The 23,746-nt window shown below is 62.7% G+C and carries 27 protein-coding genes; 16 read left to right on the top strand and 11 right to left on the bottom strand.

Annotated elements, in window-relative coordinates:
- The first annotated feature begins 79 nt into the window (after positions 1-79).
- From GC1_RS00770 to GC1_RS00760, 3 genes are all read left to right on the top strand, one after another.
- Positions 80-427, top strand: a complete 348-nt coding sequence (locus tag GC1_RS00770; protein WP_019298518.1) for a TfoX/Sxy family protein — start codon at positions 80-82, stop codon at positions 425-427.
- Between the two features lie 129 nt (positions 428-556).
- Complete coding sequence (locus GC1_RS22050; protein ID WP_019298519.1) at positions 557-727, top strand: YqaE/Pmp3 family membrane protein; 171 nt, start codon at positions 557-559, stop codon at positions 725-727.
- Positions 720-1,238, top strand: coding sequence for a DUF4112 domain-containing protein (locus GC1_RS00760; RefSeq protein ID WP_019298520.1), 519 nt, complete (start codon positions 720-722; stop codon positions 1,236-1,238). Before GC1_RS22050 ends, GC1_RS00760 begins: the two co-directional genes overlap by 8 nt.
- A gap of 56 nt (positions 1,239-1,294) precedes the next feature.
- On the opposite strand, the gene ndk is transcribed toward GC1_RS00760, so the two are convergent.
- Entirely contained in the window at positions 1,295-1,717 is a 423-nt protein-coding gene (ndk, locus tag GC1_RS00755; protein WP_019298521.1) for a nucleoside-diphosphate kinase, read from the bottom strand.
- A gap of 198 nt (positions 1,718-1,915) precedes the next feature.
- On the opposite strand from ndk, the gene GC1_RS00750 reads away from it, so the two are divergent.
- The 5 genes from GC1_RS00750 to GC1_RS00730 all read left to right on the top strand — a co-directional run bounded on the left by GC1_RS00750 (position 1,916) and on the right by GC1_RS00730 (position 5,899).
- Complete coding sequence (locus tag GC1_RS00750; RefSeq protein WP_019298522.1) at positions 1,916-2,194, top strand: hypothetical protein; 279 nt, start codon at positions 1,916-1,918, stop codon at positions 2,192-2,194.
- A gap of 81 nt (positions 2,195-2,275) precedes the next feature.
- Positions 2,276-4,123, top strand: coding sequence for an ABC-F family ATP-binding cassette domain-containing protein (locus GC1_RS00745; RefSeq protein ID WP_019298523.1), 1,848 nt, complete (start codon positions 2,276-2,278; stop codon positions 4,121-4,123).
- A complete protein-coding gene (locus GC1_RS00740; RefSeq protein ID WP_019298524.1) occupies positions 4,120-4,740 on the top strand; it encodes a MarC family protein in 621 nt (206 codons plus the stop codon). The genes GC1_RS00745 and GC1_RS00740 overlap by 4 nt, the downstream gene beginning before the upstream one ends.
- Positions 4,741-4,784: 44 nt before the next feature.
- Positions 4,785-5,366, top strand: coding sequence for a retropepsin-like aspartic protease family protein (locus GC1_RS00735; RefSeq protein WP_019298525.1), 582 nt, complete (start codon positions 4,785-4,787; stop codon positions 5,364-5,366).
- Positions 5,367-5,482: 116 nt separating this feature from the next.
- Complete coding sequence (locus tag GC1_RS00730) at positions 5,483-5,899, top strand: globin domain-containing protein (protein ID WP_019298526.1); 417 nt, start codon at positions 5,483-5,485, stop codon at positions 5,897-5,899.
- Positions 5,900-5,932: 33 nt separating this feature from the next.
- Here the strand turns inward: GC1_RS00730 and GC1_RS00725 are convergent, their stop codons facing one another.
- The 3 genes from GC1_RS00725 to GC1_RS00715 are packed head-to-tail and all read right to left on the bottom strand — an operon-like array spanning position 5,933 to position 8,590.
- Complete coding sequence (locus tag GC1_RS00725) at positions 5,933-6,637, bottom strand: CHAP domain-containing protein (protein WP_443136558.1); 705 nt, start codon at positions 6,635-6,637, stop codon at positions 5,933-5,935.
- 12 nt (positions 6,638-6,649) lie between these two features.
- A complete protein-coding gene (locus tag GC1_RS00720; RefSeq protein ID WP_019298528.1) occupies positions 6,650-7,108 on the bottom strand; it encodes a DNA polymerase III subunit chi in 459 nt (152 codons plus the stop codon).
- Between the two features lie 6 nt (positions 7,109-7,114).
- Positions 7,115-8,590 carry a leucyl aminopeptidase gene (locus GC1_RS00715; RefSeq protein ID WP_019298529.1) on the bottom strand — a complete coding sequence of 492 codons (1,476 nt, stop codon included), beginning with the start codon at positions 8,588-8,590 and terminating at the stop codon, positions 7,115-7,117.
- 201 nt (positions 8,591-8,791) lie between these two features.
- On the opposite strand from GC1_RS00715, the gene lptF reads away from it, so the two are divergent.
- The 7 genes from lptF (at position 8,792) to GC1_RS00680 (ending at position 17,129) form a co-directional block, all read left to right on the top strand.
- Positions 8,792-9,919, top strand: a complete 1,128-nt coding sequence (lptF, locus tag GC1_RS00710) for an LPS export ABC transporter permease LptF (RefSeq protein WP_019298531.1) — start codon at positions 8,792-8,794, stop codon at positions 9,917-9,919.
- On the top strand, positions 9,916-11,019 hold the full coding sequence (gene lptG, locus GC1_RS00705; RefSeq protein WP_019298532.1) for an LPS export ABC transporter permease LptG: 1,104 nt from the start codon (positions 9,916-9,918) through the stop codon (positions 11,017-11,019). Before lptF ends, lptG begins: the two co-directional genes overlap by 4 nt.
- The gene (locus GC1_RS00700) at positions 11,003-13,183 is read left to right on the top strand and encodes an LPS-assembly protein LptD (RefSeq protein WP_193386804.1); all 2,181 of its coding nucleotides are present in this window, start codon (positions 11,003-11,005) and stop codon (positions 13,181-13,183) included. Before lptG ends, GC1_RS00700 begins: the two co-directional genes overlap by 17 nt.
- Entirely contained in the window at positions 13,168-14,427 is a 1,260-nt protein-coding gene (locus GC1_RS00695; RefSeq protein WP_019298534.1) for a peptidylprolyl isomerase, read from the top strand. The genes GC1_RS00700 and GC1_RS00695 overlap by 16 nt, the downstream gene beginning before the upstream one ends.
- A complete protein-coding gene (gene pdxA, locus GC1_RS00690) occupies positions 14,424-15,395 on the top strand; it encodes a 4-hydroxythreonine-4-phosphate dehydrogenase PdxA (protein WP_019298535.1) in 972 nt (323 codons plus the stop codon). Before GC1_RS00695 ends, pdxA begins: the two co-directional genes overlap by 4 nt.
- Positions 15,396-15,479: 84 nt before the next feature.
- Positions 15,480-16,322 (top strand): 16S rRNA (adenine(1518)-N(6)/adenine(1519)-N(6))-dimethyltransferase RsmA, encoded by an 843-nt coding sequence (gene rsmA, locus GC1_RS00685; RefSeq protein WP_019298536.1) that lies wholly within the window; start codon positions 15,480-15,482, stop codon positions 16,320-16,322.
- Between the two features lie 39 nt (positions 16,323-16,361).
- Positions 16,362-17,129, top strand: a complete 768-nt coding sequence (locus tag GC1_RS00680; RefSeq protein WP_019298537.1) for a pyridoxine 5'-phosphate synthase — start codon at positions 16,362-16,364, stop codon at positions 17,127-17,129.
- A gap of 80 nt (positions 17,130-17,209) precedes the next feature.
- Here the strand turns inward: GC1_RS00680 and GC1_RS00675 are convergent, their stop codons facing one another.
- The 3 genes from GC1_RS00675 to prfA all read right to left on the bottom strand — a co-directional run bounded on the left by GC1_RS00675 (position 17,210) and on the right by prfA (position 20,011).
- Positions 17,210-17,887, bottom strand: coding sequence for a DUF4167 domain-containing protein (locus tag GC1_RS00675; protein WP_019298538.1), 678 nt, complete (start codon positions 17,885-17,887; stop codon positions 17,210-17,212).
- Positions 17,888-18,101: 214 nt separating this feature from the next.
- A complete protein-coding gene (prmC, locus tag GC1_RS00670) occupies positions 18,102-18,953 on the bottom strand; it encodes a peptide chain release factor N(5)-glutamine methyltransferase (protein ID WP_019298539.1) in 852 nt (283 codons plus the stop codon).
- 2 nt (positions 18,954-18,955) lie between these two features.
- Positions 18,956-20,011, bottom strand: a complete 1,056-nt coding sequence (prfA, locus tag GC1_RS00665) for a peptide chain release factor 1 (RefSeq protein WP_019298540.1) — start codon at positions 20,009-20,011, stop codon at positions 18,956-18,958.
- Between the two features lie 60 nt (positions 20,012-20,071).
- Here prfA and GC1_RS00660 point away from each other — a divergent pair, with 60 nt between their 5' ends.
- Entirely contained in the window at positions 20,072-20,371 is a 300-nt protein-coding gene (locus GC1_RS00660) for a hypothetical protein (protein ID WP_019298541.1), read from the top strand.
- Between the two features lie 210 nt (positions 20,372-20,581).
- On the opposite strand, the gene GC1_RS22290 is transcribed toward GC1_RS00660, so the two are convergent.
- From GC1_RS22290 to speB (GC1_RS00645), 4 genes are all read right to left on the bottom strand, one after another.
- Positions 20,582-20,986 (bottom strand): hypothetical protein, encoded by a 405-nt coding sequence (locus GC1_RS22290; protein ID WP_152612390.1) that lies wholly within the window; start codon positions 20,984-20,986, stop codon positions 20,582-20,584.
- Between the two features lie 329 nt (positions 20,987-21,315).
- On the bottom strand, positions 21,316-21,744 hold the full coding sequence (locus GC1_RS00655; protein ID WP_443136557.1) for a DUF1499 domain-containing protein: 429 nt from the start codon (positions 21,742-21,744) through the stop codon (positions 21,316-21,318).
- 87 nt (positions 21,745-21,831) lie between these two features.
- Complete coding sequence (gene speB, locus GC1_RS00650; RefSeq protein WP_019298543.1) at positions 21,832-22,779, bottom strand: agmatinase; 948 nt, start codon at positions 22,777-22,779, stop codon at positions 21,832-21,834.
- Positions 22,772-23,740: an agmatinase gene (gene speB / locus GC1_RS00645; protein WP_019298544.1), complete on the bottom strand. Its 969-nt coding sequence runs from the start codon at positions 23,738-23,740 to the stop codon at positions 22,772-22,774. Before speB (GC1_RS00645) ends, speB (GC1_RS00650) begins: the two co-directional genes overlap by 8 nt.
- Positions 23,741-23,746 lie beyond the last annotated feature (6 nt).

Here is a 23,746-nt window from a genome sequence, read left to right as displayed (position 1 = left end):
CGTCAAAGTGCCGGATAACAATGACAACGATGCAAGATTTCCGCGTGACAACAGAAGATCGCGCAGATAGAAACAAACCATGAACACAGCCATCTCCTCCATCCGCAACCTCGGCCCCGCCTACGAGGAAGCCTGCCACCGCGCAGGTATCACCTCCGCCGAAGAGCTGCGCGCGATTGGTGCCGATGCAGCTTATGCCAAGCTGTTGCAAACCGGCACCCGGCCGCATTTCATCGGCTACTACGTGCTGGTGATGGCCTTGCAGGGGCGGCCCTGGAATGACTGCAAGGGAAAAGAAAAAGAAGAGCTGCGCAAACGCTTTGATGCGATCAAGGCAGAGACGCGCCCGCAGCACAGCTCCAAACTGCTGGCGGAACTGGACGCCATCGGCGTGCGTGCAACGCCTGCGGATTTGAAGACGCTCTAACCCCCCGGGCGGGGCCAGGGTCAGGTGATTGCAAGGCCGCGAAAAACCAGCCAGCTGGCAAGACTGCAACCTTTTCCAGTGCTGCAGCGTTGTGTCTCCAAGGACAGTCGCAACCAAGGGAGATCCGGCATGGACCTGATCCGCATCATTTTCGCAGTCATTTTGCCGCCGCTGGGCGTGTTCCTGCAGGTGGGCCTGGGCAAGCATTTCTGGCTGAACATTCTGCTCACGCTTCTTGGCTACATCCCCGGCATCGTTCACGCGGTCTGGATTATTGCAAGGACGCCGCGCCATGCCTGAACTGCCGGAATATCAGCAAAAGCGGTTGCTGAAACTTGAGCGCCTTGCCCATCGTATGGACCGCGCCTTCCGCGTTCCGGTTATTGGGGTGAGGATAGGCTGGGACAGCATCGCAGGCCTGGTGCCAGGCATCGGCGACGCGTTTGCCCTGCTGCCTGCCGGCTACCTCCTCTACTCCGGATACCGCATGGGCGCCTCCGCCCCGGTGCTGGCCCGGATGGCCGCCAACTCAGGCATCGACGCGCTGATCGGCGCGGTGCCGCTGCTGGGTGACCTGTTTGATGCGGCCTGGAAGTCCAACACCCGTAATGCAGCGCTGCTCCGCCAGCACCTCGAGGACCGGGCAGGCAGGCGTGAACCATTGCCGAAACGCCTGGGACGGAGAAAGTTTTCCAGCCTGAGCGCTCCGCGGGAGCTGCGGGCGTCCCCGGCCTACGCCGCCAGACCGGCCCGGCAACAAAATCAGCCGGGGATCCGCCAGCACCCGCTGGGCAGGCCGTTTTCACAATAAAAGAAGGGCTGCAACCCGGAGGTTGCAGCCCTTCTAGATCCGGATAAGCCTGTGGCTTAGCCGACCAGCTCGAGGCCGGAGAAGAAGTAGGCGATTTCAACCGCTGCGGTTTCCGGTGCGTCGGAACCGTGAACGGAGTTTTCACCAACCGATTCAGCGAACTCAGCGCGGATGGTGCCGGCCGCGGCGTCTGCCGGGTTGGTGGCGCCCATGACTTCGCGGTTCTTCGCGATGGCATTCTCGCCTTCCAGAACCTGTGCAACGATCGGCGCGGAAGCCATGAATTCGCACAGTTCGTCGTAGAACGGACGCTCGGCGTGCACCTTGTAGAACTCGCCCGCTTGCGCTTTGGTCAGGTGGATGCGCTTCTGCGCCACGACGCGCAGGCCAGCTTCTTCAAACTTGGCGTTGATTGCGCCGGTCAGGTTACGGCGGGTTGCATCGGGCTTGATGATCGAGAAAGTGCGTTCCAGTGCCATGTGGCAGACTCCTGTGCTGAAAAGCCGGACGTCATGCCCGGCCCGTTACGAATTGCCGCCCCGATAGCATGGCTCTGTGACAGGATAAAGAGGGGATTGCGCAGCTTTGACGCAGCTGCTGCTTCGGGGTTGCAATTATCTGATTGTTTTTGTCAGATACCACAGCGCGAACAGGGTTGAAACTTGAAACAAGGTTGAATGATGAAACCTGCATTTGCTCTGATCGCCTGCCTCGCAGCCGCCCCGGCAGTTGCCGCTGAAACTGCCATGTCAATGACATACGGCCTTTTCGAAACTGCTATCGCCCACACGGATCTGGACAGCTGTCCGGCGCAGCTCGCCAAACCGGACACCTTCTGCCGCGCCACCCTGCGCCATGACGAGATCCACGTCTTTGCTTTCAGCCGTGATGGTGAGAGCCCGCTGGTTGGATTTGCATCCTACTCCTTCGATGAACTGGCCCGGCATCTGAAATAGCAGCTCATGATGGGGCTGCCAGCCGCCGCCAGCTCCCCACCCCCATTGACAACACCGCAGCACTGCCGCAGTGCTCGGTTCATGTTACGTATCAGCGATATTTCCTATGCGGTCGAAGGCCGCCTCCTGTTCGATGGCGCCAGCGCCACGATCCCCACCGGACACAAAGTCGGATTGGTCGGCCGCAATGGCACCGGCAAGACAACGCTGTTCCGGCTGATCCGCAATGAGCTGTCGCTGGAATCCGGCAGCATTTCCCTGCCCAGCCGGGCGCGGATCGGCGGGGTGGCACAGGAAGCCCCCGCCTCGGACGTGTCGCTGATCGACACGGTGCTGGCGGCCGATACCGAACGTGCCGAGCTGATGGCGGAGGCGGAAACCGCACAGGATCCGGGGCGGATCGCGGAAATCCAAACCCGCCTTGCGGACATTGACGCCTGGTCGGCCGAGGCCCGTGCTGCCTCCATCCTCAAAGGGCTCGGGTTTGACTACGAGGCCCAGCAGCGCCCCTGCTCCGACTTCTCAGGCGGCTGGCGGATGCGCGTCGCCTTGGCGTCGGTGTTGTTCTCCCAGCCCGATCTGCTGCTGCTGGACGAACCGACCAACTATCTGGACCTCGAAGGCGCACTGTGGCTTGAGGCCTATCTGGTGAAATACCCGCACACGGTGATCATCATCAGCCACGACCGTGAACTGCTGAACCGCTCAGTGAACGGCATTCTGCACCTCGAAGACCTTGGCCTGACATTCTATTCCGGCAACTATGACCAATTCGCCCGCCAGCGCGCCGCCAACCGCGCCAATCAGGCCGCCTTGGCCAAGAAACAGGACGCCCGCCGCGCCCACCTGCAGGCCTTTGTGGACCGGTTCAAGGCCAAGGCCAGCAAGGCAAAACAGGCGCAAAGCCGGGTGAAGATGCTGGAGAAGATGGAAACCATCCGCGCGCCCGAAGACGCCGCACGCACCGTGTTCACCTTCCCCGAACCGGAGGAGCTGTCGCCGCCGATCATCGCCACCGAGGGGGCATCGGTCGGCTATGACGGCACCACGATCCTCAGCCGGCTGGATCTGCGCATCGACCAGGACGACCGCATCGCGCTGCTGGGTAAAAACGGCGAGGGCAAATCCACCCTCTCCAAGATGCTTTCGGGGCGCCTGGACGTGATGACGGGACGGATGACCCAGTCCAGCAAACTGCGGATCGGCTTTTTCGCCCAGCACCAGGTGGATGAGCTGCACATCGACGAAACACCGCTGCAGCATCTGCAGCGCGAACGCCCCGACGAGGGCCAGGCCCGGCTGCGCGCCCGGCTGGCCGGTTTTGGCCTTGGCGCGGATCAGGCTGATACCGCGGTGGGCCGTCTCTCCGGCGGCCAGAAAGCACGCCTGTCGCTGCTGCTGGCCACCCTGCCCGCGCCGCATCTGCTGATCCTTGACGAACCGACCAACCACCTGGACATCGAAAGCCGCGAGGCTTTGGTTGAGGCGCTGACAGCCTACTCCGGCGCAGTTATTCTGGTCAGCCACGACATGCACCTTCTCAGCCTGGTGGCGGACCGCCTGTGGCTCGTGTCCGGCGGCACTGTGAAGCCGTTTGAGGGCGACCTGCCCGCCTACCGCGACCTGCTGCTGACACGCGACAAACCAGCGGGCAAACCCAAGGCAGACAAGCCCAAGCGCCCTTCCCGCGACGCTATCCTGGCCCTGCGCGCCGAGGTCCGCAAAGGTGAGGCACGGCTCGAAAAAGTCAGCGAGATGCGGGACAAGCTGGCCCAGAAGCTGGCAGACCCCGCGCTGTACGAAGAAGGCCGCAAGGATGAGGCTGTTGTCTGGCAGCGCAAATATGCCGAAGTGATGGAAGCCCAGGACCGCGCCGAGGATCTTTGGATGAAGGCAGTTGAGAAACTGGAAAAAGCCGAGGCACAATGATCGACACTGCATTTCTGATCACCTCTTTTGTTACCTTGTTCGTCATCGTCGACCCGATCGGCCTGACACCGGTTTTCATTGCCCTGACCCAGGGCATGTCCTCCTCCCGCCGCCGCTCCATAGCACTGCGGGCAACAATTACGGCTGCGGTCCTGCTGGCGATCTTTGCTGGATTTGGCGAAGCAGTGCTGGGTTTCATCGGCATTTCAATGCCCGCTTTCCGGGTGGCTGGCGGCGTCCTGCTGTTCCTGACCGCCCTCGACATGCTGTTCGAACGCCGCAACAAGCGGCGCGAGGACCGCAGCGAGGAAGATGACTTCGACGATCCTTCCGTCTTTCCTCTGGCAATCCCGTTGATGGCTGGCCCCGGCTCCATCGCCACGGTGATCCTGCTGACCGGCCAGCAGCCCGGTTTCGCGGGCTTCGCCATGGTCATGGGCGTGGTGATCGCGGTTCTGGCGATCCTCTTGGTGATGTGCCTGTTCTCCGGCCTGTTCGAACGGATGCTGGGCAAGACCGGGATCACTGTTGTCACCCGGCTTCTGGGCATGCTGCTGGCGGCACTTTCGGTGCAGTTCGTTCTGGACGGCCTGCGCGACTTCGGTTTCGCCGGCTAGTATAACGTCCCGCAGCACCTACATTATATCCAGGAGGTGAGCGCATGGGCGAATATGAAATCGGACGGTTTATCTATCTGATCATCCTTCTGGTTGCAGTCGGGTCATGGGTCTTTGTCCAGAACCGCCAAAGCATCGGCAAGACGCTGCAGATGTTTGCCGTCTGGGGCTTTATTTTCCTTGGCGTGATCGCCTCATACGGGCTGTGGGAGGACATCCGGCAGACCGTCCGGCCGCAGCAAAGCGTGGCGATGGATGCCGGCCGGGTCGAGGTGCCGCGCTCTCCTGACGGCCATTACTACCTGACGCTTGAAGTGAACGGCGCGCCAGTCGAGTTTCTGGTCGATACCGGCGCCAGCCAGGTGGTGCTGAATGAGCGCGACGCGCAAAGCGCAGGCATTGATACCGGCAACCTCGCCTATCTCGGCCGTGCCAGCACCGCCAATGGCGAAGTGCGCACCGCCTCTGTCTGGGTGGATGAGATTTCGCTGGGCGGCATCACCGACACGGATCTGCGCGTTTGGGTCAATCAGGGCGAACTGGATCAATCTTTGCTGGGCATGGGCTACCTGCAGCGCTGGTCCAGCATCGAGATCCGCAATGGTGCGCTGGTACTGACACGCTAACCGCCGCGTGCCACGCATCCCTGTCGTGTGCAATGTATTGAGGCGGATCAAGGAACTGCGTCTGCATGACCCTTAGATTGGAAGCCAGAAAACCAATCAGAGAGGAGCAAGCCGCCGTGACAGATGACGAGCTCAAGCAACTGCAGCAAAGCTACACCAAGCTGAAGGAAGAAACCGGCAGATCGCCAGCCTATTTCTATGACGCGCTGTTCCGGCATGCGCCTGAGTTGCGCAAGCTGTTCCGCGAAGACCTGGAAGGCCAGGGCATGAAATTCATGACCACACTGGGCGTGATTATTGCCAGGCTGAATGATGAGAGCGCCGTTGCCCCGCAATTTCAGCAGCTCGGCAAAACACATGCGTCTCTAGGCGTCCTCACTGACCATTTCGCCCCAATGGAAGAGGCGCTGATCGACACCCTGCGCCATGCGCTCGGCAAGGAAATGACCCTTGAGCTGGAGGCGATGTGGCGTACGGCCTTCAAGGAAATTTCCGTCAAGATGATCGAACGCGGCGAAATTCCGGGTCACTGACCCGCGCAACTGAACTGCACCACGGCAGCGGCGTTACCCGTTGCCGGGTTCAGCCGTGATGAAACCTTTGACGGGGTAGACCCGTCCGAACGCGCCCGGGTTGCTTTCCAGCCGGACCGCGGACCAGTCATTCTTTTCCGACACATCAACCACCGCCATGCCGAGCGAGATTCTGTTGCGGTGCCAGTTGGCGTGATTGACCCGGATCCTGCGCGCATCCTCAACCTTGGAAACCACCGCGACATGCCCCAACGGGTTGGAGCGGGTGGCGCTGAACGCCATCACGGCACCTGGTTCCGGCTGCTTGCTGCGATTGTATTGCCCCGTTGCCTGTGCCCACCAGGTTTTTGCGTTGCCGAAAATTTCAATCCCGCTGGCATTGCGGGCAAAGGGCACACACCAGACACGGCGGCCCTTGGACTGGAGGTACTGAACTTCCTGAACCGCATACTCCAGCCGCGCGGCCTCAGCCTCTGCCCGGCTGACGGATCCATTCTGAACATCGCCGCAATTGGCCAGAAAAAGAAGGCCTGCGCCGGCAATAGGAAGCAGCCGCAGCCGCTTGACCACCTGTCGAAAAATCATCTGTCCCCCAGTGTCCTGGCCTGTTTCCGGTTGACCGGAATTTTGTGCTGGAAGGGATAATGGGCGCGTGACGAAAAATCGAGAAATTGTTGCCCTTGCGAAACATTTCACACAAGCTATCGGCAAAATTCCGCCGACACCGGGGTGCGACAAACGGATATCCGCCTATTTCTCGGCCTTTTTTTCCCAGCGGCCGCTTTCCTCGGACCAGTACTGGGCGGAACAGCCCGCATCCGTCAGGGCCTTCCACTGGGTGCGCGCGTGCTGAACGGCCTCGGGATCGGTACCGTCAAACAGGATGCAGACCCGGTTCAGCGCCTGCACTTCTTCGGCACTGACAGCGGCGCCATCCACCGCCATCACGCACTCCGGATTGTTGGCCGCCTCAGGGCCCGCCGTCAGCAGGATGGGCTGCAGCGCGTCATGGGGGCCGCCCGCCAGGCCATGAGCCCGGAAACTCTCTTCGGGCCCCTGCCACAGGCGGTCATCCAGCCAGGCCATACGCTCCGGATCGCGCCCGCGCACCGCAATGCGCCAGCCCGCCCCGCGCGCCTTGTCAAGAAGGACCGGCAGGGTCTCCTCCAGCGGCCTTTGCGTCAGATGGTAGAAAAAAGCGGCTCCCATAACGGCTTATTCCGCCTCGAACTTATCCGCGACCAGCCGGTTCAACGCCATCACCCCCCAGCCGGTGGCCCCCTTGGGCGCATAGTCCGTGTCCTTGCTGACCGATGCCACGCCGGCGATATCCAGATGGATCCAGGGCATATCGTCTTTGATGAACCGCTGTAGGAACTGCGCCGCAGTAATGGAGCCCGCAGGGCGGCCGCCAACGTTCTTCATGTCGGCAATGCGAGATTTAAGCTGCTCGTCATAGGCCTTGCCCAGCGGCATCCGCCAAGCGCCCTCGTCCTCAGACTTGGCAGCCTTCAGGAAGGCATTGCACAGGTCATCATCATTGGAGAAGACACCGGCGTTTTCATGCCCCAGCCCGATGATGATCGCGCCTGTCAGGGTTGCCAGATCAATTACACCTGCGGGCTTGAACCGCTCCTGCGCGTACCACAGGACATCACACAGCACCAAGCGCCCCTCGGCGTCCGTGTTGATGATTTCGACGGTGTCACCCTTCATGGATTTCACCACATCACCCGGGCGGGTGGCGTTGCCGGAGGGCATGTTTTCCACCAGGCCGACCAAGCCAACGACGTTTGCCTTGGCTTTGCGCAGCGCCAGTGCACGCATGGCGCCTGCGACGACACCGGCACCGCCCATGTCCATAGTCATCTCTTCCATGCCTGCCGCGGGCTTCAGGGAAATGCCGCCGGTGTCGAATACCACGCCCTTGCCGACCAGCGCCAGCGGTGCGGCATCCTTGGCGCCGCCCCTCCACTGCATAACCGCAACCTTGGAGGGGCTGTCGGAGCCTTGCCCGACGCTCAGCAGCGTGCGCATGCCCAGTTTTTCCAGGTCAGCCTCTTCCAGGATCTCGACCTCCAGGCCAATGTCCTTCATGTCTTCGATGCGGCGGGCAAATTCCGTGGTTGTCAGCACATTTGCGGGCTCATTGACCAGATCACGGGTCATATGAACGCCTTCAGCTACCGCCAGCAACGGCGCGCAGGCGGCTTCCAGATCCGCCGGAGCCTTGGAGGCGACCACCACTTCGCCTTCGGCCTTGTCGTCCTTCGGCGACTTGTGATTGTCGAAGGCATAGTCCCGCAGGGCCATACCCATTGTCAGATCCGCGGCTTTGTTCATGCTGCCAGCCATGACGGTCAACCGCTTGCCAGTAGCCCCCTTGACCAGCTTGGCGCCCGCCTGCCGCGCCTCCACCGGCGTCAGCTTGCGCGGCAGCACCAGCACGTCCAGCGCCTCGGCCTTCATGCCTGCGGGCCAGTTCAGTGAAATGACATCACCTGCCTTGGCCTTTTTGAACCCTTCGGAATCGATCAGCCGGGCAATGGCGCCCTTGGCCATCCGGTTGGCGCTGCGCGCGGCCTGATCCATGCTGCCTTCAGGGGTCACCAAGACCGCCACCCGGCCGGTCATCTCAGCCATTGCCTTGGGGTCGTATTCGGCAAAACGGATCGGGGTAAGGCTGCTCATTCTTGCGCGCTCCTGCTGAAAATCGTTTGGTTCTTGGCTCCAGAGGTATCCTGCAGAGCGGCGGTTGGAAAGACCCGGTTGCGCTGGCCGGCACCTGCGGTCCGCCGCCGATTGCCGGACGGGGCGAGAATGCAGTTTTCCCCGCCAATCAAATCCACTAAGGTCCGGCAAAATAACAATGGCAAGGTCTGGGGGGATCGGGTGTCACGCTACGACAGATATGTGCTGTCACAGTATCTGCTCTTCTTTGGCTTCTTTGCCTTGATTCTGGTGGCCGTATTCTGGGTCAACCGGGCTGTTGTCCTGTTCGACACGCTAATCGGCAACGGCCAGTCGGCGCTGGTGTTCCTGGAGTTCACTGCGCTCACCCTGCCGAACCTGATCCGCATGGTGCTGCCGATTGCCGCCTTTGGCGCTGCGGTCTGGGTCACCAACCGGCTGAACAGCGAAAGCGAACTCACCGTGCTGCGCGCCACCGGCACCAGCCCCTGGCAAATGGCGCGCCCGGCGCTGGCGTTCGGCGTCATCACCGCGCTGATGATGTCGGCACTGACCCACTACCTGCTGCCCGCCTCGATCAGCCAGCTTGAGGTGCGCGAAAGCGAGGTATCCCGCAACATCACCGCCAAGCTGCTGAGCGAGGGCGACTTTCTTCACCCTGCCGATGGCGTGACCTTCTACATCCGCCAGATCGACCCCGATGGCACCTTGAACGATGTATTCCTGTCGGACCGCCGCGATCCGGAGATGACGGTAACCTATACCGGCGCCCGTGCCTTTTTGGTGCGAGACGGCGCCAGCGCGCATCTGATCATGGTGGAGGGGATGGCGCAGCGGCTGGACCACAAAACACAGCGGCTTTCGACCACTTTCTTCTCAGATTTTTCCTACGATATCAGCTCACTCGCCCGCAAAGCTGAGAACCCGGCCCGCAATATCCGCGCCATTCCCAGCCTCGAGCTGATGACCAGCACCGCAGCGGTTACCAAAAGCGACGGCTATTCCGCCGGTGCTCAGGCCGAAGAGCTTCACCTGCGCTTTGCCCGCGCCCTGGTCTGCATCGCGGTGACGCTGATCGGCTTCTCCGCACTGATGCTGGGCACTTTCTCGCGCTTCGGGGTCTGGCGCCAAGCCTTCCTTGCCTTCGTCGTGCTGATCTTCATTGAAGGCCTGCGCGGCGTGGTCTCCGAACCGGTGCTGCAAGACCCCAGTTTGTGGCCGCTGATCTACCTGCCCACTCTGTTGGGGTTTGCAGTGGCACTGGTCTTTCTGATCCTGTCGGCCCGCCCGAAACGCATTCGTGGCCGGGCACCGGAGGCCGCGGCATGAAGCTGGACATTTACTACGCGCGCCGTTTTCTGCAGTGGTTCATGGTGATCGTTGCTGTCCTGATGACTTTGGTGGTGCTGATCGACCTGAACGAGCAGGTCCGCCGGTTCGAAGCGGTTGACCTCAGCCTTGCCCAGCTGGTTGGCCTGACGCTGCTGAACATTCCGGCAGCACTTAGCGAGTTTCTTCCGCTGATCATGATCCTCAGTACTATCGTGCTGTTTGTCGGCCTTGCCCGCAGCAGCGAGCTGGTGGTCACCCGTGCCATTGGCCGCTCCGGCATCCGGGCGCTTGCGGCGCCAGTGCTGATGGCCGCCGTAATCGGCGGCCTTGCGGTCACCATGCTGAACCCGATCGCAGCCGCCACTGCCAACCGCTATCAGGATCTGGCTGAGACGTACCACAACGGCGGCCCCTCGGCGCTGTCTCTCAGCGGTGAAGGTTTGTGGCTGCGCCAGGGCGGGCTGCGCGGCCAATCGGTTATTCATGCCAAGGGGTACAGCGGCGATGCCGCCGACATAACCCTGTTTAACGTGTCGATCCACGCCTACTCCAACGCCGGTGGTCCGGTCCGCCGCATCGTTGCCGACAGTGCGCGGCTGGACGGCACCAAATGGGTTCTGACCAATGCCAAGGCCTGGCCGCTGACGGCTGGCATCAACCCCGAAACCGGCGCCGCGCAGCATGACGAACTGCAACTGCCGACAACGCTGACAACCGACCGCATCCGGGACACACTGGGCACAGCCAGCGGCATCTCGATCTACGATCTGCCCTCCACCATTCGCGAGCTGTCCGCAGCAGGCTTCACCACCAAACGCTATGAAGTCCGCCTTCAGGCTGAATTGGCCCGGCCGCTGTTCCTGATCGCCATGGTGCTGGTCGGCGCGTCCTTCACCATGCGGCATGCCCGGTTTGGCGGCACCGGCCTTGCAGTGCTGATGGCCGTGCTGTTGGGATTCGGGCTTTATTTCATCCGCAATTTCGCGCAAATCCTTGGCGAGAACGGGCAAATACCGGTGGCCCTTGCCGCCTGGGCTCCCCCTGCCGCTGCGATACTATTGACCTTAGGACTGCTTCTCCATGCCGAAGACGGGTAATTTGCGCCGCGCCCTGCTGCTTTCTGCCGTGCTGCCCTGGCTGGTGCTGTCCCCCCCTGCCCTGCAGGCCCAGACTGCCGTGCCGCCGGATCCGGCCCAGCCCGCGATGCTGGTTGCAGACCAGGTTTTCATCACCCCGGACCGCACCCTCGTGGCCGAAGGCAATGTCGAAGCATTTCAGGGCAACATCCGGCTCCGCGCCAAGAAGATCACCTTTGACCAGACCACAGGCACGCTGCAGATCGAAGGTCCGATCCGCATCGACCAGGACGGTGACATTACGATCCTGGCCAATGCCGCCGAGCTGGACCAGGATTTGCGCAATGGCCTCCTGACTGGGGCCCGCATGGTGTTCCAGCAGCAGCTGCAGCTGGCCTCGCTGCAGATGACACGGGTCAGCGGCCGCTATACGCAGCTTTACAAGACGGCTGTCACCTCCTGCCATGTCTGCGACGACGGCCGCCCGCCGCTTTGGCAGATCCGGGCAGAACGGGTGACCCACGACCAGCAGGAACGGCAGCTGTATTTCGAAAGTGCCCAGCTGCGGGTGCTGGATGTGCCAGTATTTTACTTCCCGGCAATCCGCCTGCCGGATCCTTCGCTGGAAAGGGCCAGCGGTTTTCTGGTTCCTTCGGTGCGCTCCACTTCGAACCTCGGAACCGGGCTTAAAATTCCCTACTTTTTCACCCTCGGTCCGCACAAGGATCTGACCGTGGCGCCTTATATCTCGTCCAGAACGCGAACACTGGACTTGCGCTACCGCCAAGCCTTCCGTCGCGGCCGGATCGAGTTCAATGGCGCCTACACCCGGGACGATCTGTATCCGGATCAGGACCGCGGCTATATCTTCGGCGAAGGCCAGTTCGACTTGCCGCGCGACTACCGCTTCACCTTCGACGTCAAAGCGGTCTCAGATGATGCCTATCTCGAAGACTACGGCCTGCCGGACCTTGACCGCCTGCGCTCGCGGGCAGAGCTTGCCCGGATCCGCCGCGACAGCCTGTTCCGCACGTCGCTGACCCACTACAAGACCCTGCGTGACAGCGAAGTCCAAAGCGATATCCCTTCCGGCATCGCAGAGGCCTTTTACCAGAAGCGGTATTTCCCTGCCCTGACCGGCGGTGAAATGCGCCTTACACTTCAAGGCCACGGCCATCACCGCAGCTCCAGCATTGAGGCCACCGCGACCGACGCCAACGGCCGCGACCTTGCGCGGCTTTCGGCTGACCTCAGCTGGCACCGGACCTGGAAATTCGGCTACGGCATTCTGGCAGAGGCGGAGCTTGGCGCCGCGGCGGATGCTTTCCGGGCCTATGATGACGCCTTTTTCACAGAGGATGTCACCCGTCTGACCCCCCGCGGAGCGATGACCTTCCGTTTGCCGATGACCCGGCGTGAAGCCAGCGGCGCGACCCAGTACCTGGAACCGATCCTGCAGCTGGGCTGGCGCGATGAAGGCGGCGGTGATGTCGTTAGTGAAGAAAGCCGGTTCGTCGAATTCGATCAGGGCAACCTGCTGTCACTGTCCCGCTTTCCGTCGACCGATGCGCGTGAGGACGGGTTCACCCTGGTCTATGGCACCAACTGGGCGCGCTATTCCCCGAACGGCTGGCAGGCTTATGCCACGATCGGCCAGGTCCTGCGCAGCGAGGACGACACCCGTTTCACCAAAAGCTCAGGCCTTAGCGGCACTTCTTCCGACCTTCTGCTGGCGGGGCAGATCAAATTCGGCGACGGGCTGGCCCTCTCCAGCCGCGGGCTGCTGAACGGCTCGCTGAACTTCTCCAAGGCCGAAGTCCGCGGCGAGTGGCACACACACCGCTCCAGCCTGTCCGGCACCTACTTGTGGCTGGGCACCGATCCGGACGAGGACCGGGTAGAGGAAAGTTCGGAAATCTGGGTCGACGGGCGCTATGATATCAACCCCAGCTGGTCCGCCAGCGCCCGGCTGCGCTATGACATTGCCGGCGCCCGCGCCACTCGCGCAGGCCTCGGCGTGGCCTATCAGAATGAATGCGTAACGGTCGACCTTTCGGTCAACCGGCGCTATACCTCAACAACAAGTGTTGAGCCGACAACGGATTTCGGCTTTACCATCTCCCTCAGCGGTTTCTCCGTGAAGAGCGGCAACAAACAGTACAGGCGGTCATGCAGCAAGACGTGAATACCCGGTTCCCGGCTCCCTTCTTTTCCCGTGCTCTCAAATCCGCAGCCGCGCTGGCGCTGGCCGCGGGTCTTTCGCTGACCGGCCTGCCGGCAGCGGCGCAGAACCTCTTTGCCCCCGCAATTACAGTGAATGACGAGGTCATCACCCGCTACGAGCTGGAGCAGCGCGCCCGCTTTCAGTCGGCACTGCGGGTGCCGGGCGACCCGCTGGAAACGGCCCGCGAGGAGTTGATCAATGACCGGCTCAAGCTGGACGTGCTGAAGCAGGCAGGGATTGAACTGTCCGATGAGGATGTCACCGCCGGCATGGAAGAACTGGCGGGCCGCGCCAACCTGTCGCTGAATGAGTTCCTGACAGCCTTGCAGCAGCAGGGTGTTGCGCCGCAGACGCTGCGCGACTTCACTGAGGTCGGACTGGGCTGGCGTGAATACACCCGCGCCCGTTTCCTGTCCCGGGCCCGCCCCACTCCGGAAGAGATCGACCGCGCTATGGGCAGCGCAGGCACCGGCAGCGTCCAGGTGCTGCTGAGCGAGTTCATTGTCCCGATCAACGAGCAGAACGCTGCCCAGGTCGAGGAGTTGATCGAACAGGTGGCAAGGCTCAAGAGCTATGACAGCTTTTCTGCAGCTGCCGCTCAATACTCTGCCGCGGCCAGCCGCAACGAAGGCGGCCGCCTGCCCTGGATGCCGCTGACCAAACTGCCGCCGCAACTGCAGGAAGTCGTGCTGGCCCTGAAACCGGGCGAAATTTCAGAACCTCTGCCGCTGCAGAACGCCGTGGCGCTGTTCCAGATGCGCGGCGTCCGCGAGGTCGAAGGCGCCGCACCGCGTTACACCGCAATTGAATACGCCGCCTACTACCTGCCAGGCGGGCGCACACCCGAAGGGCTGGCAGCCGCGCAGAAGGTTGTGAACAATGTCGACACCTGCGAGGACTTCTATGGCCTCGCTCAGGGCCAGGATCCCTCTGTGCTGGAGATCCAAAGCCTGCCGCCTGCCGACATTCCCCGCGACATCGCGCTGGAACTGGCCAAGCTTGATCCCAGCGAGACCTCGACTGCGCTGACCCGCAACAACGGCCAGACCCTGATGGTGCTGATGCTGTGCGGCCGCACTGCCGACCTTGGCGAAGGCGCCAACCGCGAAACCGTGGCTAACGCGCTTACCGCGCAGCGGATGACTTCGCTGACCGACAGCTTCCTGGAACAACTGCGGTCGGATGCGCGGATTGATATCAAATGAGCCTGTCCGGGCCTATTGCCCTCAGCTGCGGCGAGCCCGCAGGCATCGGCCCGGAAATCGCCGTCAAGGCTTGGCAGGCGCTGCGGGATAGCTGCCCGTTCTTCTGGATCGGTGACCCGCGCCACCTGCCCGCCGGCACGCCCGTCCAGGAAATCACCTCCCCGTCCGAGGCCGCTGCAGCCAGTGCCGGCAGCTTTCCGGTTCTGCCCAAGGCCTTCGGCGGCAGTGCTGCCAAAGGCACCGCGGACCCGGCCAATGCTGCAGGCGTCATCCAATCCATTGAGACCGCGGTGAAGCTGGTCCAGAGTGGTGAAGCCGCCGCCGTTTGCACAGCCCCCATTCACAAGAAGGCACTGATCGACGGCGCAGGCTTTGCCTATCCCGGGCACACCGAATTCCTCGCCGCTTTGGCGGGCCGCAGCCGGGTGGTGATGATGCTCGCCAGCGAGCAGTTGCGGGTGGTGCCGGCAACCATCCACATCGCCTTGTCGGACGTGCCCGCCTTGCTGACCCCGGAAACGTTGCGTGAAACGATCGAGATCACAGCTGCCGGCCTGCAAAGCCAGTTCGGTATTGCCTCCCCGCGCATCGCTGTCGCGGGCCTCAACCCGCACGCAGGCGAAGGCGGCGCCATGGGCCGCGAGGAACTGGACTGGATCAACGGTCTGATCGCGCAGTTGCAAAGTGAGGGCCTGAACGTCACCGGCCCCCATCCGGCCGACACCATGTTCCACGCCGCCGCCCGCTCCCGCTATGACGCGGCGGTCTGCATGTATCACGATCAGGCATTGATCCCGATCAAGACGCTGGATTTCGACCGCGGCGTCAATGTGACTCTGGGGCTGCCCTTTATCCGCACTTCACCAGATCACGGCACCGCATTCGACATCGCGGGCACCGGACAGGCCAACCCCTCCAGTCTGATTGAGGCGCTGAAGCTGGCGCAGGCCATGGCCGCCAGCACTTGATTCTTCCCGTTACCGGAAATATCCCCGCCGGAGGCATGAAAATTTTGGCGCGCGCCGTGCGCCCAGTCCCAAGGTCCAGATGATATGAGCGCTATCGACAGCCTGCCCCCCTTGCGCGAAGTGATCGCCACGCATCAGCTGTCGGCCCGCAAGTCGCTGGGCCAGAACTTTTTGCTGGATCTGAACCTCACCGCCAAGATCGCGCGGCAGGCCGGCGATCTGACCGGCTGCGACGTGCTGGAAATCGGCCCCGGCCCCGGTGGCCTGACCCGCGGATTACTGGCCGAAGGAGCCCGCCGCGTGCTGGCGGTCGAGAAGGACCAGCGCTGCCTGCCCGCCCTGCAGGAGATCGCAGAGGCGTATCCAGGCCGCTTTGACGTGATCAACGGCGACGCGCTGGAGATCGACCCGCTTGAGCACCTCACCCCGCCGATCCGCATCGCCGCAAACCTGCCCTACAACGTCGGCACCGAACTGCTGGTGCGCTGGCTGACGCCCAAGGACTGGCCGCCGTTCTGGCAGAGCCTCACCTTGATGTTCCAGCGCGAGGTTGCCGAGCGCATCGTGGCGCAGCCCGGCTCCAAGGCCTATGGCCGTCTGGCGATCCTGGCGCAGTGGCGGGCGGATGCGCGTATCGTGCTATCGCTCCCGCCAGGCGCCTTCACCCCCCCGCCCAAGGTCTCCAGCGCCGTCGTGCATCTGGACGCCCTGCCCGAGCCGCGCTTCCCGGCGGATGCCGCCATCCTGTCGCGGGTCGTGGCGGCCGCCTTCAACCAGCGCCGCAAGATGCTGCGCGCCTCGCTCAAGGGCATCTCACCTGATATCGATGCACATCTGACCGCGGCCGGGATCCCGCCCACCGAGCGCGCCGAACAGGTGAGCCTCGAGGCCTTCTGCACCTTGGCGCGCGAAGTCGCCAAGGCCTAACCCTCTTTTCCAGATATACTGCCGGAGCCCGATTTTCAGATGACCCAAGCCGTTGCCGCGCGCCCGACCCTCCTGTCTGTGAACGTCAATGCGGTCGCCTACCTGCGCAACAGACGCGAAGTGCCCTGGCCGGACCTGATCGACATCTCCCGCGCTATCCTGCAGGCCGGTGCCCACGGCATCACCGTGCACCCGCGCCCGGATGAGCGGCACATCCGCTTTTCCGATTTGCCTGCCCTGTCCCGCCTGATCGCCGAGGAGTTCCCCCAGGCCGAGTTCAACATCGAGGGATACCCAACCAGGCATTTCATCGACCTGGTGCTGGAAAACAAACCCCATCAAGTAACGCTGGTCCCTGACACACCGGAGCAATCCACCTCCGACCATGGCTGGGATTTTGCCGCCGATGGCGAGATGCTCCTGCCCATCGCGGAGGAGTTCAAGGCGGCCGGAATCCGGGTCTCCTATTTTGTGGACGCAAACCCCGCTGATCCGGCGCTCGCGCAGCAGGCAGGCGCCGACCGGATCGAATTCTACACTGGCCCCTACGCGGACCAGACTGACCCCGATGCGACCATCCGCGAATTGGAAATGATCCGGGATACCGCGAACGAGGCCCGCGCCCTTGGCGGTCTGATGATGAATGCAGGCCACGACCTGACCGTCGAGAATCTGCCCGGCCTGCGCCAGGCCATTCCCGATCTGGCCGAAGTCTCTATCGGCCATGGCCTAACAGCAGATGCGCTGATGCTGGGCTTCCCGGAGGCCGTCCGCCGCTACCTGCGGGTGCTGGGCCACGACGCCTGAACAGCCAGCCGAAAATTCCGCAAAAGAAAACCCCCGAAGCACTCAGCTTCGGGGGTTTTGCTTTTCTGACCGCTACCGAATTACTCGGCAGCTTCCGCAGGGCCATCCTCGGCCTTCGGCTTCGGTTTGGCGCGCGGGCGGCCTGGTTTCTTCGGCGCCGGGGCGTCACCGCCCTCGCCTGCCGCCTCTGCCCCCTCAGCCTTGGCTGCGGGCTTGCGGGTGCGGGGTTTGCGGGCCGGCGCCTTCTTCGGCGCAGCCTCTTCAGCCCCCTCAGCCGGTGCCGCACTCTGGCTCTCCGGCGTTTCAACCAACCCGCTGTCCTGGCCATTGCCATTGTCGCCGCGCGGGTCAATCACCTCGGGCTGCGGCGCGCTGGCCGGGTCGCTGTCTGCCGCGGCAGAGGCCGCAGCCTCGCGCTCCTGGCGTTCCAGCCGCTCCGCCCGCTCGCGGTCGCGCTCTGCCTGGCGCTCGCGGTTCTGGCGTTCCTGTTCCTCGCGGCGCGCTTCGATCTCGCGCTGCGCCTCGTTCAGCATCCGCAGGTAATGCTCTGCATGCTGCTGGAAATTTTCTGCTGCAACGCGGTCATTGCTCAGCTGCGCATCGCGGGCCAGCTGATTGTACTTGTCGATGATCTGCTGCGGGGTTCCGCGCACCTTGCCTTCGGGACCGGAGCTGTCGAACACCCGGTTGACCACATTGGCGCCATTCGGGCGGTTCCGGTTCGACTTGGAGCGTGAACGTGATTTGGACGATCTCATATGCCTATCATAAGCCTTGAGTTAATGCGCCGTTGACCCTATGCAGCGCGCCTCAGCGCCGGATCGTTAGCTTTTTTGGGCTTGATGCCGCGGGAATGCTCGAGAAGCGTTCACCTCTATACGGCTCATCTTGAGTAACCATGTTCCGAAGCCCCAGACAAGGGGGCCAAAAGGATTTTCTGTGTTTTTTCGACCGAATCTGCGGAATTTCGCGCTAAAATCCGCGATTTGAGGAGGAATGCGCCCGCACCACCCGGTCGCGCCCGTCCAGGTCCTGCAGCACTGCAATGCCGCTGAACCCGGCAGTTTCCAGCAGCGCGCTGACCGCCTGGCCCTGGGTTGGGCCGATTTCAAGCAGTATCCGGCCGCCCTCTGCCAGATGCGCCGCCGCCTTTGCAGCTATCTGCCGGTAGGCGCCCAATCCGTCGCCGCCATCGGTCAAAGCGATGCCTGGCTCATGCCCGCGCACCTCCGCGGATAGCCCCTCCATCTCCTCCAGCGCGATATAAGGCGGGTTCGACACGATCAGGTCAAACTGCCCCTCGACCTTTTCGAACCAGTCCGATTGCTGGATATCGGCGCGCGCCTCGACCCGGTGCAGAACCGCGTTGGCGCTGGCCTGCAGGCAGGCTGCCTCGCTGATGTCCACCCCCAGACCGGTGGCCTCTTGCCGTTCCGCCAGCAGGGTCACCAGAATGCAGCCGGAGCCGACACCCAGGTCCAGCACCCGCGCGTAAGGTTCCGCCAGCGCTGCCTCGATCAGAATCTCGGTCTCCGGCCGCGGGTCCAGAACATCCCGCGAGACCTTGAACCGGCGCCCGTAAAACTCCCGCTCGCCGATCAGATGCGAAACCGGCACCCGCACCGCCCGCAGTGAAATCAGCTGCTCATAGCGTTCGGCGATTTCCGGCGCCAATTCCTCCGGTGCGATCAGCGTCACCCGGCTGGCCTCGATGCGCGCGGCATGCGCCAGCAGCACCCGCGCATCGCGTGCCGGATCCTGCACCCCCGCAGCCCGGAGCTTGGCTGTTGCTGCTGCCATTGCCTGTGCCGCGGTTTCTGCCATGCTCACTGCCCCATCTCGGCCAGAAGCCGCGCCTGATTGTCCGCGGTCAGCGCGTCGATGATCTCCTCCAGATCGCCGCCCATCACCTGGTCCAGCTTGTAAAGCGTCAGGTTGATACGGTGGTCGGTCATGCGCCCCTGAGGGAAGTTATAGGTGCGGATGCGTTCGGACCGGTCGCCGGAGCCGACCTGGCTCGCGCGGTCGGCTGAGCGTTCGCTGTCGATCCGCTGGCGTTCCAGATCATAGAGCCGCGTCTTCAGCACCTGCATGGCAATCTCGCGGTTCCGGTGCTGGGACTTCTCCGAAGAGGTCACAATCAGGCCGGTCGGCAGGTGGGTGATCCGCACGGCAGAGTCGGTGGTATTCACGTGCTGCCCGCCGGCCCCCGACGCGCGCATGGTATCAATGCGGATGTCATTGGGGTCGATATGAATGTCCACATCCTCCGCCTCCGGCAGCACCGCCACGGTGGCCGCTGATGTATGGATACGCCCGCCGCTTTCGGTCGTTGGCACCCGCTGCACCCGGTGCACCCCGGATTCATACTTCAGCCGTGCAAAGACGTTTTCACCCTTGATATGGGCGACCACTTCCTTGATGCCGCCCAATTCGGTCACCTGCTCCTCGATGATGTCGAACTTCCAGCCCTGCCCCTCGGCATAACGCTGGTACATCCGCAACAGATCGCCGGCAAACAGCGCCGCCTCGTCACCGCCGGTCCCTGGGCGGATTTCCAGCATCGCCGGACGGCTATCGGCGGCATCTTTGGGCAGCAAGGCAAGCTGCAGCGCGTGCTCAGCCTCCGGGATCGCGGCCTTCAGCTCCGGGATCTCCTCGGCAGCCAAGTCCTTCATGTCCGGGTCCGCCAGCATCGCTTCCGCCTCTTCCAGATCGCTCAGCAGCTTACGGTAGGCCGTCACCTGTTCCACCACCGGGCGCAGGTCGGAGTATTCCTTAGCCAGCGCGGCAATATCCCCGCCCCCGGCGCCATCCGCCATCGCGGCTTCAAGATACTGAAACCGCTGCAGGATCTGTTCCAGCCGTTCTTCGGGAACCATGAGCGCGCCTATTGTTGTTCATGTTTTGGCCAAGTGACCCCCATGTGATATGCTAGAGCCATGCGACATGCCAGAGCCCTTATTGCCACAATCCTTCTCACCCTGCCCGGCCTGGGGCTGGCGGATGTGAAGGGTCCGGGCGGCAAGACCATCGACTGCTACTGCACTGACAAATCCGGCTCCCGCGTGGAGCTGGGAGAGCTGCGCTGCCTGCAAGTGGACGGCCGCATGTTCATGGCGCAATGCCAGATGTCCCTGAACGTGCCGATGTGGCGCGAGGTGCAAAGCAGCTGCCTGTCGGCGTCGCTGGGGGATGAGCCCGGTTCTTCAGCAGCTCCGTCAGAGCTCCCGAAGATCTAAGCCGCAGTCGCAGCCGCTGGGGTGCAATCTCTGCTGTACGGTGAAAGCACCTTTGCCGCGAGCAGCTGCGCGGACATTCTCTCCTCCACAGGGTCTGCAACCGCGCTTGGAGCAGCAAGGTTGCCCAAGACGGGTTTGAAGGTCGAAGACCAGTATCCGTGACCTTGCTTTGCGCGCGCTGCACTTCACCCTCAATTGACACCAGCCCGATCAATCCACAAAGGGAGTAGAACCGTCCCACCCTGCACTGTTGCCTGCCGGCGTCGCGACCGGCGCGGCTGGGGTGGTCTGGGCGGCCACAACATAGTTCTGACCTGCGTCTGCAGCAGCCACGCTATATTCTCCAGATGCGCAAGCGCCTGAAAAAATCTTGTAGTCAGGGGCAGTTGGCAACACTCTGACACTGAAGCCCGTAACAGGACCGCCGCCGCATATCTGATTGACGGCATAGGTGTTGATATCCTGTACCGTCCAGCCTGAACCCGCACTTCCGCTGAAACGGCCATTCCCGTCGTTGTCGAATTGCAGCTCATTGCTGGCAGGCGCTCCACCGCAGGCAGCAAACAGCGCGCAACAAGCAAGAGACAGCACGGGTTTCGTGAATCTAGGCGTCATGAAATTCTCTCCATTTTCAAGTCGGCACTGTTGCTCAGCGCCTAAAAATCTTTTCTGAACAAGGCCATGCAGACCACAATCAACAATCACAGAACCGGGTCAAGGGTGGTGCAGCCACCGCGCCAGCGCGGCTTGCCCTTGACGCGGCAGCAACCAATACAATCAGAGAACCGCGCCTTCAGGGGCAAACCTGCCCCTGAAGTGCTTCTCTGCAAATCCAATGGCTCATCGGCCAATGGCCGATGAGCCTGCGCCGCGCTTTGCGCGGCGCCCGGCCCAACTGTAACGGGTTTTTTCCAAAAGCCCGCGAACAGGCAGGAGCGCCCGCTTTACTCTCCGGCTGTAACAGCCTGCGGAGCCTCCTCCATCTCCGCCAGCCAGGTGTTGATCCGTTCCTTGTTAGCGCCGAGGTCAGACCGGCCGAACCGCAGCCTTGCATAGACTTTCAGCAGATCGCCGTCCTGCGCCGCGGTGGTGTAATCGGGAAAGCCCAGCACCTGGGTGCGGGTAATATAGGTCACCATGCCGTCGTCCGGGCCGCCCGCCAGCACGCTCGTGCGCGGCGCGTGGCTGGCAATACGGTGGAACCGCTCCAGCCCGTCCGGCCCGGTCCGGATCACCCGGAACACGCCGCCGCGGAATTCCTTATCCTCGCTCAGCTCCGGCTGGGTGTTCCAGTCCAGCGGATCGCTCGGCGCCAGCCGGACGAACCCCAGTCCGGCAACTATCGCGGCCAGCAGCAGCCAGCCCAGCAGCATCAGCCGCCTCAACGCGGTTTCAAGGTCACCCCTTGCCTCCTCCTCACACGCGGTCCTCCCCCGGCCTTCTGTGTGAGGCCGGACCGCTTATCTCGTTGCCACGCCCGGCAGCACGCACAACAGCTCATAGAGCAGGTTGGCGCCCACCAGGGCAGTGTTGCCCGACGGGTCATAAGGCGGCGACACCTCTACAAGGTCGCAGCCCACGATGTTGACCCCCTTCAGGGACCGGATCAGTTCCAGCGCCTGCGGCGTGGTCAGCCCGCCGATTTCCGGCGTGCCGGTGCCCGGCGCATAGGCCGGGTCAAGACTATCGATATCATAGGTGACATAGACCGGCCTATTGCCGATATCGCGGCGAATTTCCGCACCCATCTGGTGCAGCGAGCGGTTCCACAGCTCCTGCGCCGGGAAGTGCTGGAACCCCCAGCCCTGCGCCTCGGAAAAATCGGTGGCGGCATAACCGGTGCCGCGGATGCCAATCTGATAGGTCTTGTCCGGGACGATCAGCCCTTCCTCATAGGCGCGGCGGAACACAGTGCCATGGGTCTCCCGCTCCCCGAACATCTCGTCGTTCACATCCGCATGGGCATCCACATGCACCAGTGCGACAGGGCCGTATTTCTTGGCAATCGCGCGCAGAATCGGCAAGGTAATCGAATGGTCACCGCCCATTGCCACCGGAACCACCCCGCCCGTCAGGATCGCGTCGTAGCTGTCTTCAATAATGCGCAGCGATTCCGGCAGCGAAAACGTATTGATCGCCAGATCGCCGATATCGGCGATGTTCAGGCTGTCAAAGGGCGCTGCGCCCGTCGCCATGTTGTAGGGCCGCAGCATCGCGCTTTCCGCGCGGATCTGCTTTGGTCCGAACCGGGTGCCCGACCGCCAGGAGGTGCCGATATCCATCGGAACCCCCAGCACTGCCACATCCAAACCGTCCAGCGAGGTCGCCTGCGGCAGCCGCATAAAGGTGTTCGGCCCGGAAAACCGCGCCAGGTCATTGCCGCTGATCGGCTGATTGAAGTCAGTCATTGTCTCTCATGTTCCAGCCAAGAAGGCAGATAATTTCCGTCGCTGCGTGTGCCCCGGCAATAGCAGTTGCGCCGGTTGTGTCAAAGGGCGGAGAGACCTCCACCACGTCACCGCCCTTGATATTGATGCCGGCAATCTCCCGCAGGATGCGCGAGGCCTGCGCGGACGTGAGGCCGCCCCAGACCGGCGTGCCGGTGCCGGGCGCAAAGGCCGGGTCAAGACAGTCGATATCAAAGGTCAGATAAACCGGCCGGTCCCCCAAGATGTCCTTGATCCGCCGCGCGGTTTCCACCGGCCCAATCTCATGCACCGTGGGCGCGTCTATGATATTGACCCCCGGCGTGTCGTCATTGGTGGTACGGATCCCCACCTGCACGGACGTGGCCGGATCCACGATCCCTGTCTTCACGGCCTTGTAGAACATGGTGCCATGATCGACCCGGTCCATGTTGTCATCCGCCCAAGTGTCCGTATGGGCATCGAACTGCAGCAGCGAAATCGGGCCGTACTTCTCCGCATAGGCTTTCAGGATCGGAAAACTGATGTAGTGATCCCCGCCCAGCACCACAGACGCCGTATCCGCCGCCAGAATGCCGCGGATATGCTCCGTCAGCGCTGCGGGAAACTCAGGCACGTTGGCATGATCAAAGGCCAGGTCGCCGTAATCGGCAATCGCCAGGGTGCTCAGCGGCTTGTACGGCCAGCCATAAGGCTCATCCGGCGCCTGCATCGAGGACGCCTCACGGATGGCCCGCGGTCCCAGACGGGTGCCGGAACGGTTGGTGACGGCCTGGTCAAACGGCACGCCAGTCACCGCGATGTCCACGCCTGTCAGGTCCTTGGTATACTTCCGGCGCAGAAAGGACGTCGCCCCGCCAAAGGTGATTTCCGGACTCAGCCCCTTCAAATCCTCGCGGGTGAAGGCGTGATCGACAATGCGTTTTGCATCTTCCAGTGCCATGGCGGA

Source organism: Leisingera sp. ANG1 (assembly GCF_000203975.2).
Taxonomy (GTDB): Bacteria; Pseudomonadota; Alphaproteobacteria; order Rhodobacterales; family Rhodobacteraceae; genus Leisingera.
Note: the sequence above shows the minus strand (reverse complement) of the source record. Positions and strands in the feature narration are given on the sequence as shown.

What these genes read in the sequence shown, in the direction of transcription:
- GC1_RS00715 (WP_019298529.1), bottom strand. Translation starts at nt 8,590, where the DNA reads ATGAGCAGCCTTACCCCGATCCGTTTTGCCGAATACGACCCCAAGGCA.
- GC1_RS00735 (WP_019298525.1), top strand. Translation starts at nt 4,785, where the DNA reads ATGGGCGAATATGAAATCGGACGGTTTATCTATCTGATCATCCTTCTG.
- speB (WP_019298543.1), bottom strand. Translation starts at nt 22,779, where the DNA reads ATGACTGACTTCAATCAGCCGATCAGCGGCAATGACCTGGCGCGGTTT.
- GC1_RS00655 (WP_443136557.1), bottom strand. Translation starts at nt 21,744, where the DNA reads ATGCTGCTGGGCTGGCTGCTGCTGGCCGCGATAGTTGCCGGACTGGGG.
- pdxA (WP_019298535.1), top strand. Translation starts at nt 14,424, where the DNA reads ATGAGCCTGTCCGGGCCTATTGCCCTCAGCTGCGGCGAGCCCGCAGGC.
- GC1_RS00770 (WP_019298518.1), top strand. Translation starts at nt 80, where the DNA reads ATGAACACAGCCATCTCCTCCATCCGCAACCTCGGCCCCGCCTACGAG.
- lptG (WP_019298532.1), top strand. Translation starts at nt 9,916, where the DNA reads ATGAAGCTGGACATTTACTACGCGCGCCGTTTTCTGCAGTGGTTCATG.
- GC1_RS00680 (WP_019298537.1), top strand. Translation starts at nt 16,362, where the DNA reads ATGACCCAAGCCGTTGCCGCGCGCCCGACCCTCCTGTCTGTGAACGTC.
- GC1_RS00675 (WP_019298538.1), bottom strand. Translation starts at nt 17,887, where the DNA reads ATGAGATCGTCCAAATCACGTTCACGCTCCAAGTCGAACCGGAACCGC.
- GC1_RS00745 (WP_019298523.1), top strand. Translation starts at nt 2,276, where the DNA reads ATGTTACGTATCAGCGATATTTCCTATGCGGTCGAAGGCCGCCTCCTG.
- GC1_RS00750 (WP_019298522.1), top strand. Translation starts at nt 1,916, where the DNA reads ATGATGAAACCTGCATTTGCTCTGATCGCCTGCCTCGCAGCCGCCCCG.
- GC1_RS00740 (WP_019298524.1), top strand. Translation starts at nt 4,120, where the DNA reads ATGATCGACACTGCATTTCTGATCACCTCTTTTGTTACCTTGTTCGTC.
- GC1_RS00720 (WP_019298528.1), bottom strand. Translation starts at nt 7,108, where the DNA reads ATGGGAGCCGCTTTTTTCTACCATCTGACGCAAAGGCCGCTGGAGGAG.
- prmC (WP_019298539.1), bottom strand. Translation starts at nt 18,953, where the DNA reads ATGGCAGAAACCGCGGCACAGGCAATGGCAGCAGCAACAGCCAAGCTC.
- ndk (WP_019298521.1), bottom strand. Translation starts at nt 1,717, where the DNA reads ATGGCACTGGAACGCACTTTCTCGATCATCAAGCCCGATGCAACCCGC.
- GC1_RS00760 (WP_019298520.1), top strand. Translation starts at nt 720, where the DNA reads ATGCCTGAACTGCCGGAATATCAGCAAAAGCGGTTGCTGAAACTTGAG.
- rsmA (WP_019298536.1), top strand. Translation starts at nt 15,480, where the DNA reads ATGAGCGCTATCGACAGCCTGCCCCCCTTGCGCGAAGTGATCGCCACG.
- GC1_RS00660 (WP_019298541.1), top strand. Translation starts at nt 20,072, where the DNA reads ATGCGACATGCCAGAGCCCTTATTGCCACAATCCTTCTCACCCTGCCC.
- prfA (WP_019298540.1), bottom strand. Translation starts at nt 20,011, where the DNA reads ATGGTTCCCGAAGAACGGCTGGAACAGATCCTGCAGCGGTTTCAGTAT.
- GC1_RS22050 (WP_019298519.1), top strand. Translation starts at nt 557, where the DNA reads ATGGACCTGATCCGCATCATTTTCGCAGTCATTTTGCCGCCGCTGGGC.
- GC1_RS22290 (WP_152612390.1), bottom strand. Translation starts at nt 20,986, where the DNA reads ATGACGCCTAGATTCACGAAACCCGTGCTGTCTCTTGCTTGTTGCGCG.
- GC1_RS00700 (WP_193386804.1), top strand. Translation starts at nt 11,003, where the DNA reads ATGCCGAAGACGGGTAATTTGCGCCGCGCCCTGCTGCTTTCTGCCGTG.
- speB (WP_019298544.1), bottom strand. Translation starts at nt 23,740, where the DNA reads ATGGCACTGGAAGATGCAAAACGCATTGTCGATCACGCCTTCACCCGC.
- GC1_RS00695 (WP_019298534.1), top strand. Translation starts at nt 13,168, where the DNA reads ATGCAGCAAGACGTGAATACCCGGTTCCCGGCTCCCTTCTTTTCCCGT.